Source organism: Maribacter sp. 4G9, from assembly GCF_002742265.1.
Classification (GTDB): Bacteria; Bacteroidota; Bacteroidia; order Flavobacteriales; family Flavobacteriaceae; genus Maribacter.
This window is the reverse complement of sequence record NZ_MDGL01000194.1, coordinates 40,576-55,085: the sequence shown is the minus strand read 5'-3', so window position 1 is coordinate 55,085 and position 14,510 is coordinate 40,576. Positions and strand designations below refer to the sequence as shown.

Annotated in this window: 11 protein-coding genes and 1 pseudogene; 4 read left to right on the top strand and 8 right to left on the bottom strand. The window is 40.9% G+C overall.

Annotated features, from left to right (window positions below):
* Positions 1-3 precede the first annotated feature (3 nt).
* Positions 4-1,632 carry an acyl-CoA carboxylase subunit beta gene (locus BFP75_RS20860; protein WP_099547313.1) on the bottom strand — a complete coding sequence of 543 codons (1,629 nt, stop codon included), beginning with the start codon at positions 1,630-1,632 and terminating at the stop codon, positions 4-6.
* Between the two features lie 73 nt (positions 1,633-1,705).
* Here BFP75_RS20860 and BFP75_RS20855 point away from each other — a divergent pair, with 73 nt between their 5' ends.
* From BFP75_RS20855 to ettA, 3 genes are all read left to right on the top strand, one after another.
* Complete coding sequence (locus BFP75_RS20855) at positions 1,706-2,680, top strand: Gfo/Idh/MocA family protein (protein WP_099547250.1); 975 nt, start codon at positions 1,706-1,708, stop codon at positions 2,678-2,680.
* 72 nt (positions 2,681-2,752) lie between these two features.
* A complete protein-coding gene (locus tag BFP75_RS20850) occupies positions 2,753-2,935 on the top strand; it encodes a CAL67264 family membrane protein (protein WP_099547249.1) in 183 nt (60 codons plus the stop codon).
* Between the two features lie 230 nt (positions 2,936-3,165).
* On the top strand, positions 3,166-4,857 hold the full coding sequence (ettA, locus tag BFP75_RS20840) for an energy-dependent translational throttle protein EttA (RefSeq protein WP_099547247.1): 1,692 nt from the start codon (positions 3,166-3,168) through the stop codon (positions 4,855-4,857).
* Positions 4,858-4,982: 125 nt separating this feature from the next.
* Here the strand turns inward: ettA and BFP75_RS20835 are convergent.
* From BFP75_RS20835 to BFP75_RS20820, 5 genes and pseudogenes are all read right to left on the bottom strand, one after another.
* Positions 4,983-6,368: pseudogene (locus BFP75_RS20835) on the bottom strand (M16 family metallopeptidase).
* Positions 6,368-7,165 carry a M16 family metallopeptidase gene (locus tag BFP75_RS22505; RefSeq protein WP_240531861.1) on the bottom strand — a complete coding sequence of 266 codons (798 nt, stop codon included), beginning with the start codon at positions 7,163-7,165 and terminating at the stop codon, positions 6,368-6,370. Before BFP75_RS22505 ends, BFP75_RS20835 begins: the two are co-directional and overlap by 1 nt.
* A 36-nt stretch (positions 7,166-7,201) precedes the next feature.
* Positions 7,202-7,765, bottom strand: a complete 564-nt coding sequence (locus tag BFP75_RS22500; protein WP_240531860.1) for a M16 family metallopeptidase — start codon at positions 7,763-7,765, stop codon at positions 7,202-7,204.
* A gap of 72 nt (positions 7,766-7,837) precedes the next feature.
* Complete coding sequence (locus BFP75_RS20825; protein WP_099547246.1) at positions 7,838-8,647, bottom strand: MBL fold metallo-hydrolase; 810 nt, start codon at positions 8,645-8,647, stop codon at positions 7,838-7,840.
* A 14-nt stretch (positions 8,648-8,661) separates the two neighbouring features.
* Entirely contained in the window at positions 8,662-9,120 is a 459-nt protein-coding gene (locus tag BFP75_RS20820; RefSeq protein WP_099547245.1) for a GNAT family N-acetyltransferase, read from the bottom strand.
* Between the two features lie 168 nt (positions 9,121-9,288).
* Between BFP75_RS20820 and BFP75_RS20815 the strand changes: the two genes are divergently transcribed.
* Complete coding sequence (locus BFP75_RS20815) at positions 9,289-10,176, top strand: hypothetical protein (protein ID WP_099547244.1); 888 nt, start codon at positions 9,289-9,291, stop codon at positions 10,174-10,176.
* A 70-nt stretch (positions 10,177-10,246) separates the two neighbouring features.
* Here BFP75_RS20815 and fumC read toward each other — a convergent pair whose 3' ends face one another.
* Positions 10,247-11,644 carry a class II fumarate hydratase gene (fumC, locus tag BFP75_RS20810; RefSeq protein ID WP_099547243.1) on the bottom strand — a complete coding sequence of 466 codons (1,398 nt, stop codon included), beginning with the start codon at positions 11,642-11,644 and terminating at the stop codon, positions 10,247-10,249.
* Between the two features lie 374 nt (positions 11,645-12,018).
* Positions 12,019-14,508 (bottom strand): TonB-dependent receptor domain-containing protein, encoded by a 2,490-nt coding sequence (locus tag BFP75_RS20800; RefSeq protein ID WP_099547242.1) that lies wholly within the window; start codon positions 14,506-14,508, stop codon positions 12,019-12,021.
* Positions 14,509-14,510 lie beyond the last annotated feature (2 nt).

The window sequence follows — 14,510 nt, the reverse complement described above, 5'->3', positions numbered from 1 at the left end:
AGATTAAACCTGCAACACCCCCATATTAAAAGGTTTTTCAATGGGCGCATGATTAGCTGCCTCAATACCCATGGAAATCCATTTTCTTGTATCCATTGGGTCAATGACGGCATCCGTCCAGAGACGGGAGGCTGCATAGTATGGTGAAACCTGATTGTCATATCGCTGTTTTATTTTATCAAAGAGCGCTTTCTCCTTTTTATCGGTGATGGTTTCGCCTTTCTTTTTTAAGGACGCCGTCTCAATTTGTAACAGTACCTTGGCCGCCGAGTTACCACTCATTACGGCCAGTTCTGCACTGGGCCAAGCAACAATCAATCTGGGGTCATAGGCCTTGCCGCACATAGCGTAATTACCGGCACCGTAACTATTTCCAATAACCACCGTGAATTTGGGAACGACGGAATTACTAACGGCATTTACCATTTTGGCCCCATCTTTAATAATCCCTCCATGTTCGCTTTTACTACCCACCATAAATCCTGTAACATCCTGTAGGAAGACCAAAGGGATTTTTTTCTGATTACAATTGGCAATGAATCGGGTGGCCTTATCCGCCGAATCGGAATAAATAACACCACCAAATTGCATTTCACCTTTTTTGGTCTTTACCACTTTTCGTTGGTTGGCAACAATACCTACGGCCCACCCGTCAATTCGGGCATAGCCCGTAATAATGGTCTGTCCGTAACCATCCTTGTAAGGTTCAAATTCAGAATCGTCCACCATCCTTTTGATGATTTCCATCATATCATATTGCTCGGTTCTGGAACCGGGTAGTATTCCATAAATATCTTCAGGATTCTCTTTTGGTTTTATGGCTTTGGAACGGTTGAATCCGGCAACTGGAAATTCCCCTATTTTATCCATAATATTCTTGATGGTATCAAGAGCATCTTTGTCATCCTTCGATTTATAATCGGTTACCCCGCTGATTTCACAATGCGTTGTAGCGCCTCCCAAGGTTTCATTATCGATACTTTCCCCAATGGCGGCTTTGACAAGATAGCTTCCCGCCAAAAAAATACTTCCGGTTTTATCAACGATCAGTGCCTCATCGCTCATGATGGGCAAATAGGCCCCACCGGCCACACAGCTTCCCATGACGGCGGCGATTTGGGTAATGCCCATACTGCTCATGATGGCATTGTTCCTAAAAATTCGGCCAAAATGCTCCTTGTCCGGGAAAATTTCATCCTGCATGGGTAGATAGACACCTGCGCTATCCACCAAGTAGATAATTGGAAGTTTATTTTCAATGGCGATCTCCTGTGCCCTTAAATTCTTTTTAGCCGTTATGGGAAACCATGCGCCTGCTTTTACAGTGGCGTCATTGACTACGACGATACAAAGCCTTTTTTTGACATACCCTATTTTAACGACCACCCCACCTGACGGGCAACCACCGTGTTCCTCGTACATTCCCTCGCCCACAAAAGCTCCTATTTCAATGTGTTCAGATTTTGGATCCAGAAGATAATCTATACGTTCCCTGGCCGTCAATTTTCCCTGATGGTGCTGTTTGGCAATTTTTTCCTTACCTCCACCAAGATGTACATGCGCGAGTTTTCTGCGTAATTCGGATAAAAGTAGTTTGTTTTTGTCTTCGTTCTGGTTGAATTTTAAGTCCATTCTGTCCGGTTTCATTTCCTATGCTAAAGATAAGGAGTTAAATTTGGGTAAATTGTAAACAATATATAAAAGTATGATTAGATGGGGCATAGTAGGAGCTGGTAAAATAGCACACGCTTTTTCAAAGGATTTAGCATTGGTTTCAAGTGGAAAACTAATGGCGGTTGGTTCTAGGAATATAGATAAGGCCAGGGAATTTGCTGATGTTTATGGGGCTCCTCATGCTTTTGGAAGTTATGGGGATTTGTTCAAGAGTGATACCGTAGATGTCGTGTATATTGCCACTCCACATACACGGCATGCGGAATTGACGATTATGGCCTTGGAGGCCGGGAAGCACGTATTGTGCGAAAAGCCTTTAGGTGTCAATAAAGGCGAGGTGGAACGCATGCTGGCAGCGGCAAGTAGGAACAAGGTTTTTTTGATGGAAGCCCTTTGGTCACGATTCAACCCGACAATAAGAGAAGTAAAAAAAATCATAGATTCTGGTGAAATTGGAGAAGTGGGACACTTGTATTCCGATTTTGCCTTTTACGCAATGGATAGGGCGGAGGAGGGCCGAATTTTAAATTCGGAACTTGCAGGGGGATCGCTTTTGGATATTGGGATTTACCCAATTTTTCTTTCTTATTTGATTTTAGGAATGCCTACGGATTTGATTGCCAAAGTACATTTCCATCGGACCGGGGTGGAGAAACAGTGCAGTATGATCTTTGATTATCCAAAAGCACAAGCACTGCTGTACAGCGGACTTACATCGAATACGGATATGCGCAGTGAGATTTCAGGAAGTGCTGGAAGTATCTTTATTAACCCTAGGTGGCATGAGGCCACAAGTTACACATTGGTCAAGGAAGGGGAAACAAAAACTATTGAATTGTCCAAAACAGGAAAGGGATATGCCCATGAAATTGAGGAGGTACATCATTGTTTGAAATCGGGTAAATTGGAAAGCGACCTATGGAGTCACCAAAATAGTTTGGATTTAATTTATCTATTGGATACAGTCCGATCAAAAACAGGTATAAAATTTCCATTTGAGCAATAATAACCTGAGGTAAAATTGTAAGGACATTTTAAAAATTACGATATTTGAAGTTCGCTTAAAACTTCAGGAAAGATGGGAATGAATAAGAACACTGTTTTGGCTTGGGCCACATTTATAATGATTTTGGTTGGGTTAATTCTTATTGCCTTGGGAGCATTTCGATATGACGATGTAGCCGGATGGGGATTTGCCTCGGTAGGTATCGGTTTTTTCGCTATAGCCTGGGTGTTCAATGCGCTAAAAGGCAGGGTGTAGCTTTACCAGTTAAGAGTTAAGAGTTCAAAGTGAAAAATTTCAAGTTTTTTTGCTAAAATGTAGAACTGATTTTTTTCTTTAACAACCAACAACCAACAACCAACAACCAACAACCAACAACCAACAACCAACAACCAACAACCAACAACCAACAACCAACAACCAACAACCAACAACCAACAACCAACAACCAACAACCACTTTATACTAACTACTAATTACTATTTTCTATGTCTGACGATAAGAAGGTCATTTTTTCAATGTCCGGTGTTACCAAAACATTTAAAACGGCAAACACCCCTGTTTTAAAGGATATTTACCTCAGTTTCTTTTATGGTGCTAAAATTGGTATTTTAGGGCTAAATGGTTCTGGAAAATCCACTTTGCTCAAAATTATAGCGGGCAAGGACAAGAATTTTCAAGGGGACGTTGTTTTTTCCCCGGGATATAATGTTGGGTATTTGGAACAGGAACCTGAATTGGACGAGAACAAAACCGTTCTGGAAGTTGTAAAGGAAGGGGTTGCCGAAACTGTGGCGATTCTGGACGAGTATAATAAAATCAACGATATGTTCGGGCTGCCAGAAATTTATGAGGATGCGGACAAGATGCAGAAGTTGATGGACAAGCAGGCCGCGCTTCAGGATAAAATCGATGCTTCCAACGCTTGGGAATTGGATACCAAACTGGAAATCGCCATGGATGCCTTAAGAACTCCGGAAGGTGATAAAAAGATCTCTGTATTATCAGGAGGAGAAAGACGAAGAGTGGCCCTATGTCGCTTATTATTGCAGGAGCCTGAAATCCTTTTGCTGGATGAGCCAACAAACCACCTAGATGCGGAATCCGTACACTGGTTGGAACATCATTTGGCACAGTACAAGGGTACGGTTATAGCGGTTACGCACGATCGCTATTTCTTGGACAATGTTGCAGGTTGGATCTTGGAATTGGACAGGGGGGAAGGTATTCCTTGGAAGGGAAATTATTCTTCATGGTTGGATCAAAAATCAAAACGACTGGCCCAGGAAAGCAAAACGGCATCCAAGCGTCAAAAGACCTTGGAACGAGAGTTGGAGTGGGTGAGACAAGGCGTTAAGGGAAGACAGACCAAACAAAAGGCCCGTCTTAATAATTACGACAAGTTGATGAGCCAGGACCAAAAGCAATTGGACGAAAAGCTGGAAATCTATATTCCCAACGGACCACGTTTGGGAACCAATGTCATCGAGGCAAAAGGGGTAAGCAAAGCATATGGAGACAAACTGTTGTATGAAGATTTAAACTTTAAGCTGCCACAAGCGGGTATTGTTGGTATTATTGGTCCAAACGGAGCAGGTAAAACAACCATCTTTAGGATGATCATGGGTGAGGAAAATCCCGATAAGGGGGAATTTGTAGTAGGCGACACGGCAAAGATTGCCTATGTGGATCAGAGCCATTCCAATATAGATCCGGAAAAGTCCATTTGGCAAAATTTCAGTGACGAGCAGGAATTGATCATGATGGGGGGAAGGCAGGTGAATTCGAGGGCCTATTTAAGTCGGTTCAACTTTTCCGGAAGTGAGCAGAACAAAAAGGTTAGCATGTTGTCCGGTGGGGAACGAAACCGACTCCATTTGGCGATGACCCTCAAAGAGGAAGGAAACGTGTTGTTGTTGGATGAGCCAACGAACGATTTAGATGTAAATACACTCCGGGCCTTGGAGGAAGGTTTGGAGAATTTTGCCGGTTGTGCCGTTGTGATTTCACACGATAGATGGTTCTTGGACCGTATCTGTACACACATCTTGGCTTTTGAAGGAAACTCACAGGTATATTTCTTTGAAGGTTCTTTCTCGGATTACGAGGAAAACAAAAAGAAACGCTTAGGAGGCGATTTGATGCCGAAACGAATCAAGTATAAGAAGTTGATCCGATAAAACCCTCCTCAGGGGAATTTGAAGGGCCGCCTAATTGGCTGTGCAATATTTGGAAATAACTACTTCAACTAAACATTGTGATTAAAAAAGGGGCGAAATTTTTCGCCCCTTTTTTAATTGTCTTTTTACTGTTTCAAAGGTTTTTGAACCGTTTCCATGACTTGGTCCTGTATCTTGGCCTTATCTCCCACGACAATTAAGGTCATGTTTTCCGGCTTGATATACTTTCGTGTCATTTCCTGGACTTTTTCAGGGGTAATGGCATGCATTTTCTGCACCTTATTGGTTAAGAAGGACTCATCCAAATCGTGGGTGTCCAAAAATACCAATTGACCTATGATGCCATTTGGGGTTGAGTTTTGTAGCACGTATATTCCCGATTCATAATTAATGATACCATCCAATTCCTCTTGGGTAGGAGGTTCTTCCTGTAAGCGATTGATTTCCTTTTGGATTTCGGCCAAGGATGCACCCGTGTGTTCCGTGGTAACATCTGCGGATTCATACCAAACCTCGCTTTTGTAATTTGTATCCAAACTACTGTAGGGTGAATAGGTATACCCTTTGTCCTCTCAGATATTACTGGTAATCCGCGATGCAAAGGAACCACCAAGAATAGAGTTGGTAACATCAAGTGCTATAAAATCCTCATCTTCAGGACCCACTGTGGGGAGTCCGTAGTATATGGTAGATTGGGGAGCATCGGGCCTATCGATGATCTTTATTTCATTGGAAGTTACGGGCTCAGCTACATTATAGGTTGCTTCAGTACCTTTTTTCCAATCGCCCAAAGCACTTTTAACCGCCGCCTTGACTTCATCGGCATTAAAATTTCCCGCTATGTATACCGTGGTTCTTAAAGCACCAAAGTGATTTTCATAAAAGGATTTTATATCGGCAACGGTATAGGAATCTATCATCTCATCCGTAGGATAGACCCTTCCATAGGGATGGTCCGGATAAATGGTTGCATAAAAATCCCTGCTGGCCTGAGCTTGCGGGCGTGATAATTGTACTGAAAGGTCCCGCTTCATATTATCCTTCAATCTAGACAATTCACTTTCAGGGAATTTTGGGTTTTTAAGGACATCGGCCATTACCTTAATAGCCTCCGGAGCGAATTCATATAGTACTGAACTGCTAATGGAGGAGGTGTGAAGACCAACGCCAATGTTCAGGTTTCCACCCATACCGGCCATCTCATCTGCAATTTGTTTGCTCGTTTTCGTAGTACTTCCTTCCTCCAACAAATCGGCCAGAAGATCGCTTAACCAGACTTGGTTCTCGTTTTCGTCGATATTCCCTGTCTTTATGCTGAAACGAATCGTCGCTTTTGGAATTGATCCATAAGGAATTAGGACCAAATCTAATCCATTGTCAAAGGAAACGATTTCCTTCTTTGGCAGGGTGAAGTTCTTTGGTGCTCCTCCTTTAGGAGGCACTTCTTTTTCTTGGGCAACTGTTCCAATGGAAAAAGCTAGGGCAATGATATATAGAATGGAATGCTTCATTAGGATTGGGTTTTATCGTTTTCTGCCAAAAGTGGATTCACCGTTAAAACGGTTCTGTTTGTTTTTATTAAGTACGTGTCGATAGTTTTTTTGACAACTTTTGGGGTTATCTCCTTAAAGGAATCCTCCAGGGTATTGATTCTTTCTGGATTGTTATCGAACAGGGCAAACGCACATAGTAAATCTGCCCTGCCCAAGCCAAAGGTTCCGCCGATATCATCGTACAATTGTGACCTGATTTTTATAATAGCCTGATCGATCATAGCTTGGTCTATCGAATCCTTTAGGCCGTTCATCACCTCGTCAATAGCTGTAAGAATATCTTCTTTGGAAGTGTCGTTATCATAGGTCAAATCGTACATCCATAGCATGGGGCCTTGGTAATTGAACATATTGCCCAAATAGTTGATTCCTCCACTTACGTTGGAAGTAAATCCTTTTTCCTTTTCCAGTTTTTGGGCCAAAAGGCTATTGTCCCCCTGCACCAAAATTTGATCCAAAAGGCCCATGGCAAAGTATTCTGGGGAATTTCTTTGCGGCATATGATATGCGAGGGCAATGGCCGGTTTATTGGCGAGTGCGTCGTCTTTTACAAAGGTTTTTTCCTCGGTTTGTTTTGGCTCCGAAATGTCCGGTTTTGCTGGTAAATCCGACGCAGGAATATCTCCAAAATATTTTTGGATCCACGCCTTGGTCTCCTCCATTTCAAAATCCCCTACAATAGAAAGTGCGGCATTATTTGGGGCATAATAGGTTTTAAAGAAGCTCGAAACATCTTCCAGATTTGCCGCATCCAAATCTTCTAGGTCACCATAAAAGTTGTGGGCGTTATATCAATTTGTATTCGCATACTGTGGCATGTCCAACCATGGGAATCCGCCATACGGCTGATTGAGAACGTTCACCTTCACCTCGTTTTTTACCACACCCTGTTGGTTGGTCAGGTTTTCCTGGGTGATGTCCAAACCTCGCATACGGTCCGCTTCTGCCCAGAGCATGGTTTCTAATTTATGGGAGGGTACAATTTCAAAATAATTCGTAAAATCAAACCTGGTTGAACCATTGAGGACACCTCCATTTTCCTGTACGAGTTTAATGAACTCCATCTTGCCCAAGTTCTTGGATCCCTGGAACATCATATGTTCAAAAAGGTGTGCAAAACCAGTTCTATCCTTAGGCTCAATTCTAAAACCTATATTATAGTATACGGCAACGATGGCCGTTGGGGAAGTTTTATCCTGCGAAAGGATTACCTTGAGTCCATTGTCCAAGGTATAATATTCCACAGGTACCTTGAACTGCGCTACTTCCTTAGAATTGGTATTCTTTTTTTCATTTTGGTTTTGACAACCAAATATGAATAGAAATAATAATGGAAGTAAAGACATTAATTTCATGTAGTATTTTTTTAAGTGATTAAATGTTTCTATGCTGTAAGACTACATTTTAAAGGTAATGTTACATAATTTCTAGTATTCTTCATTTGGGTACCAATCCAATTGGATTACCTCAATTTTTGGGTTACCGGCGTTGACCAGTTCCTTGAATTTTGAAACATCACCAACATCCGGTCTGCCTCTGTAGTGATAGGGATACACTTGGGCGGGTTTAAAATCCAAAACGGCCGATGCCGCACTTTCAACGGTCATGGTATATGGCAGATTCATGCACACAAAGGCTTTGTCTATGTTCTCCAAGTTCCGCATTTCTGGAATGTCTTCGGTGTCACCGGAGAAATAAATCCGTTGGTCTCCCAAGTTAAGCACGTATCCATTTCCTCTTCCCTTTACATGAAAATCCTTAGCTTCCTCTCGTAAGTTGTACATAGGAATCGCTTCTATCCTTATGCCCTTGATTTCAATATTTTCCCCGTTGTTCAAAACTTCTATTTGCGAATTGAATTCCTCAGGAAGTTGATCTGCGACCGCTTGGGGAACAACAAAGGAAATATTGGAGGTAGTAAGCTCTTGAAGGGTTTCCACATTGAGGTGGTCTCCGTGTATATCTGTTATAAGTATTAAATCCGGTTCATTTTGACCTTCAAAGGCTTTGGCACCTCCCGTAGGGTCAATATAAATGGTGACATCGTTCCATTTTAAAACGGTTGTGGCGTGCTCAATGGGAATCACCTCAATGGAATTGGAAATCGTAGTGGTCCCTAAATCATTGAATTCGGCCGTTTCCATTTCAACGGCTTCCTTGTCATTGGTCTTTTTCTCTCCGTTTTTGCAGGAATAGAAAAGTATTGTTGTAAAAAGTATCAAAAGTAAATTTCTCATTTTTAAAGTATAGTTTAGAGTATTAATTCCATTTTAATATCAGATCGGGCATAAGGCGCACTGTCTTCTAGAACAACTTCCTTAAATCCAAATTTTCTGTAAATGTGCAAAGCCGTATTTAATTTGGTGCTTGAGTACAATTCGATTTTTTCCCATTGATTTCTTTTGCCAAAATCAATAGCATGGGCAAGCATTTGTTGACCGATTTTTAAGCCTTGGAAATTTTCATCCACGGCCATTTTTCCCAACTCAAAGATTCCATCGGACTTTTTCAACAGGGAATAACAGCCCACAGGTATTTGGTTCAATAGTCCTATAAAAATGAGCCCCCCGCGGGTAAGGACATGTTTCTGGCAATCGTTTAGAAGTTCATGATCTTTTTCTTCCACATAAAAAAAGCGTTCTAACCATAGTAAGTTCAAGTCCCTAAATACATTCTTGTATTCTTCTTCAAATGGCACAATCTTTAGCATGTAAGGAAAGTTTGTCGGCTTTTAAAATTATTAATACAAGTTAGGCTTTGAAAACGGATTTAAAATTATTTAACATTAAAAAATCTAAAAACAACTTCCCTACGTATATAGAGTGATACAAACAAACACTTTAGTTGAAAATCAACAAGATTAATTAATTATTACATTATGACCGAAACAAAAAATAACAATGGTTTGAAGGTCCTAGCAGCGTTACTTGGCGTGGTGCTATTGGGTACTATTATCTACACTGTTAGTCTTTATCAGGATAAGAAAAAGACGGAAACCGTTCTTACAAAAGAAAAGGAATTGGTTGTTGAAGATTTGAATAGCTTAAAATCTGAATACGACAAAGCTATTTTAGAGAGCAATGCTACCAATGAGGAATTGGTATCGGCAAGGGACAATATTGCAAAATATATCGATTCCGTAAAAACGATGAAGGCCGATATTTCCGCCTTGTCAAGATACAGAAGACAAGTCGATGTACTTAAGGCCGAAAGAGAGCAGTTGTTGAAACAAGTGGATTCCTTGACACGTTCCAACACCATGATAGCCATGCAAAGGGACAGCACGTATGTTGAGTTGGAAAAACAAACAGTTTTCAACGATTCATTGGTTGTTCAAAACACTCAATTGGCCGATGCCGTTGCAAAAGGTTCTGCCTTGAATTTGTCTAAATTCAATGTTGATGCCGTAAGGGAGCGTAATAGTGGAAAATTGGTTTCCACCCAAAGAGCAAGAGCTACGGATAAATTTAAAATCTGTTTTACGGTAGCTGACAACGTAATCGCTCAAGCCGGTGACAGGGAGTTTTATTTGGAAGTATTGGACCCACAAGGGAATGTAATGGGCGAAAGTTTTTCTAAATCCAATGATGAGGGTGCTTCTATTACCTACAGCAAGGCCACGGAATTCTATTATGAAAACAAGGCTTTGGATGTTTGTGATTACATCAACAAACCAGCAAGTGATTTCCAAGATGGTAATTACATGGTAAATGTATATGATGACAAACTTAAATTATTGGGAACTTCCAAGTTCACTTTGAAATAAGAACACTATCCATTAAGCACAAAAAGGGCGGTCCAATTGAGACCGCCCTTTTTATTTATGTCCCCATTTTTTATTTTAAGCTGCCAACCATATTTTCTGGCTTGACCCATTCGTCATATTCTTCAGCGGTTACGTAGCCTAGATTAACGGCTTCCTCTTTTAGTGTTGTTCCGTTTTTATGCGCTGTGTTCGCAATTTCTGCCGCTTTATAGTATCCTATCTTTGTGTTTAGGGCCGTTACCAACATTAGGGAGTTGTTCAAGAGTTGTTTGATAACCCCATGGTTTGGTTCAATACCAACGGCACAGTGCTCGTCAAAACTGGCACATGCATCCCCCAATAGTTGGGCCGACTGTAGAATATTCGCCGCCATCATGGGTTTGAATACGTTCAATTCATAATGTCCTTGGGTACCCCCCACGGTAATGGCAACATCGTTGCCCATCACTTGTGCGCAGACCATGGTCAAGGCCTCACATTGTGTAGGGTTTACTTTGCCGGGCATGATCGAACTTCCTGGCTCATTGGCCGGAATAATGATTTCGCCGATACCGGAACGTGGCCCCGAGGCCATCATACGAATGTCATTGGCAATTTTATTCAAGGAAACGGCCAATTGTTTCAATGCCCCGTGGCTTTCTACTATAGCATCATGGGCGGCAAGGGCCTCAAATTTGTTTTCGGCCGTTTTAAAGGGCAATCCGGTAAAATCTGCAATGTATTTGGCTACTAGCACATCATAACCTTCTGGTGTGTTCAGTCCGGTTCCCACAGCAGTTCCGCCCAATGCCAATTCACTCAAATGGTCCAAGGTATTTTGCAACGCTTTTATCCCGTGATTTAATTGGGAAACATATCCTGAAAATTCTTGGCCAAGGGTCAGGGGAGTGGCATCCATCAGATGGGTTCTACCTATTTTAACCACATCTTTAAACGCCTTTGCTTTTTTATCCAAGGTATCCCTAAGTTGCTTAACGCCTGGGATGGTCGTTTCTACAATTTTTTTATATGCGGCAATATGCATGCCCGTTGGAAACGTATCGTTCGAAGATTGGGATTTGTTCACATCGTCATTCGGTTGAATCGTTTTTTCTCCTTCGCCAATTACCTTTCCGGCAATTTCATGGGCCCTGTTGGCAATCACTTCATTAACATTCATGTTACTTTGGGTTCCAGAACCTGTTTGCCAAATGACCAAAGGAAATTGATTGTCATGTTTTCCTGTCAGAATTTCATCACAGACTTGGGAAATAAGGTCTCTTTTTTCTTCCGATAGAACCCCAAGCTCACAATTTGCATAGGCGGCCGACTTCTTTAAATAGGCAAATCCATAAACTATATCTAACGGCATGGATGCCGAAGGACCAATTTTAAAATTGTTTCTGGAGCGTTCCGTTTGGGCACCCCAATACTTCTCCTTGGGCACCTTTACCTCGCCCATGGTGTCTTTTTCTATTCTGTAACTCATGATGTTAAATATTTAGGATAACAAATTTAGGGGTTTGCCCAATTATTTGGACTTCAATGCTAATTAAATATTTTTTTAATTTTGACTTGCAAATTGTATCATTTTCAAAGTATCTTTGGAAAGTAAAATGTAGAGTATGTTTGAATTCGACCAATATCTTGGATTTTTAGCTTTTTTGACCATTCTTACAATAGGCTTTTGGTTAATGATTTTCTTATTGACTTTCGTTGTCCCCTATTGGTTGTTTGGAAACATTAGAGAACTTTTAAAGGAAAGGCGAGAAAAGAAAAGAGCTGCGAGACAGGCTTAAAATATAATTGATAAAAAAGGGAAGCGTTTAGCTTCCCTTTTTTATTGTTTTGGTTTCCCGTTTTCTAACCACTAAACTCTTCATCGTCGCCAGAGTCGTCCCTTTCTTGTCTTCTTTCTCGCTGTTTCTTTTGGTTAATACGATATACGAATGAAAGATTGAACTGTCTTACGCGCCATTGGAATTCACTATCCGATGTAAACGTAGGGGTTTGTGTGAAGGATAATCTCTTTCTTGAGTTCAATAAATCGCTAACATTAAAGGCAATGGTACCATTATCTTTAAGGATATCTTTACTAAATGCTAGATTTATGGAGAAAATACCTTTGTTTTCCGTTTGTGCATTTTGGGTGGGACCTCTATAAAAAGCATTGGTCTGCCAATCAATTTTTCCTGGTAGGGTAACCTTGGAACTGAACCTTGAAAACCAACTTGTGTTCTTGGCGCCAAAATCTACACCGTTAAAAAAGCCACTTGAATTAAATTGAAAAAAGTTGAAGCTACCATTGATTCTCCACCATTTGAACGGATTATAAAGTATGCCCACTTCCGCTCCAACGCGTTCATTTGTTGAAAGGTTGATGGGTAGGGACCGTATGATGGCAATTCCGTCAGTTGTCAATTCCCCTGTCTCTTCCTGTATACGTTCAAAAGAGTTTGTTTCTTTTTGATAATATACGGAGGATGTAAGGGTCAATTTTTCCCATCTTTTAAGATAACCCACGTCATATGCATTCGCAAAGGCAGGATCTAAATCTGGATTTCCCTGAAAAACATTGGTTCTACTTGAAAAGGATGGAAAAGGGTTTATAAAGAATCCACGGGGTCTATTGATACGCCTATTATATCCTAAGGAAATATTTTCGTTTTCCGCCAGTTCATAAATTAGGTTTAACGTAGGGAAGAGACCCAAATAATTCTTGTTGAAATCCAAATCGATTTCCGGACCCAAGATATCCTGTAGTGTTTGAATATCAACACCAGTTACTTCGCCTTTTAATTGGGTGTTTTCCAATCGAAGACCGGCAAGAAATGAGAATTTACCGTATTTGTTGCCATATTGGGTATAAAGGGCATTTACGTTTTGGTTAAAGACAAAACGATTGGTAAGTCCTGCATTGGGTTCAAACTGTCCCGTTGCCAAATTTATTTGTTCTAAGGCGAAGTCATTATCATTTTCTTCAAAATTACCCCTATAACCTGCTTCAAATTGAGCATCTCCCATAGGCAAAACATAATCCACCTGTAACAATACTTCGTTCTGTAATTCTATCTGGTCAATATTTTGTGCATCCAATATGGTAGTACTTGGAAAAGTCTCGTTTTCCTCAATTTGTATAGGTTTTATTTCTTCATCGTAGGAATATTGGAAATCTGCCGTCAGTTTGTGACCTTCATCATTGAAATCATTATTGTAATTAAGGGCCAATTGATAACTTTTTTCATCCTCTATCTCAATTTCACGTCTTAGCGTCCTGCTATCAACATTTGTAGAAATAAAACGCGTGGTATTGTTATCCGTTATATCTTCCCCGTCGTTTAAACGACCAAACGCACTTGCTGTAAGTGATGAACTTTCAGTTAGGAAATATTCGATTCCAAAATTGGCATTGAATCCGCTATTGTTTCTATTGATATCCCTATCCTCAATGATTCTATCAAATGCCCCGTTAAAGTAGGTATTATCGAAAAATCCATTTCCCGGGCCTTCCCTATATCGGTAACCTATTGTAGTAAAAATGTTAAAGTTGTCCGTACGAAGGTTAAGGTTAGGGGTAATTGAAAAAGCTCCGGGATAACCCACCGTGGTATTAATTGTACCATTAAACCCCCTTGTTTTTTCTTTCTTTAGTACGATGTTCAAAATACCCGCCGTTCCTTCCGCATCGTATCTAGCTGATGGACTCGTGATTACCTCTACTTTTTCAATGGCATCGGCAGGCAATTGTCTCAAGGCATCGGTAGAACCAAAACCTGCCAGAGCGGATGGTCTTCCATTTATCAAAATCCTTACGTTACCATTGCCTCGCAGCGCTATAGCTCCATCAACATCCACCGTAACGGACGGGATATTATCCAAGGCATCACTAATTGTTGCGCCACTATTGGTTAGATCTTTTCCAACGTTATAGACTTTTTTATCCAATCGTACTTCTACGGTAGTACGTTCGCCAACAACGTCCACTTCATTCAACTGTGCAACATCAAGTGCAAGTTTTATTGTACCCAAATTAGTGGATTGGGTGAAGTTTTGATTGGGGAATTGTTTTGTTTTATAGGAAATATACTCGATTCTGGCGTTATATCTTCCAGGGCTTACCTCAACGGAAAATTTACCCTTGATATCTGTAATTCCGCCAGTTACCTTTTCTGGATTATCGATACTTTGCAGTACCAAGGTCGCATATTCAAGGGGTTGGTTGTTTTCTTGATCCAAAACTGTTCCTGTAATGGTTACAGGAGGTTGACCGTTCCCTGGGCCTCCTTCTGGTCTTTGACTTAAAATAGGTTGTAAAGTAAATAATAGTAGGAGCAAAGGAAAAAGTCTTCTCATAG

Coding starts and splice junctions, on each gene's coding strand:
- BFP75_RS20860 (WP_099547313.1), bottom strand. CDS start 1,632: ATGGACTTAAAATTCAACCAGAACGAAGACAAAAACAAACTACTTTTA.
- BFP75_RS20855 (WP_099547250.1), top strand. CDS start 1,706: ATGATTAGATGGGGCATAGTAGGAGCTGGTAAAATAGCACACGCTTTT.
- BFP75_RS20850 (WP_099547249.1), top strand. CDS start 2,753: ATGGGAATGAATAAGAACACTGTTTTGGCTTGGGCCACATTTATAATG.
- ettA (WP_099547247.1), top strand. CDS start 3,166: ATGTCTGACGATAAGAAGGTCATTTTTTCAATGTCCGGTGTTACCAAA.
- BFP75_RS22500 (WP_240531860.1), bottom strand. CDS start 7,765: ATGAAATTAATGTCTTTACTTCCATTATTATTTCTATTCATATTTGGT.
- BFP75_RS20825 (WP_099547246.1), bottom strand. CDS start 8,647: ATGAGAAATTTACTTTTGATACTTTTTACAACAATACTTTTCTATTCC.
- BFP75_RS20820 (WP_099547245.1), bottom strand. CDS start 9,120: ATGCTAAAGATTGTGCCATTTGAAGAAGAATACAAGAATGTATTTAGG.
- BFP75_RS20815 (WP_099547244.1), top strand. CDS start 9,289: ATGACCGAAACAAAAAATAACAATGGTTTGAAGGTCCTAGCAGCGTTA.
- fumC (WP_099547243.1), bottom strand. CDS start 11,644: ATGAGTTACAGAATAGAAAAAGACACCATGGGCGAGGTAAAGGTGCCC.
- BFP75_RS20800 (WP_099547242.1), bottom strand. CDS start 14,508: ATGAGAAGACTTTTTCCTTTGCTCCTACTATTATTTACTTTACAACCT.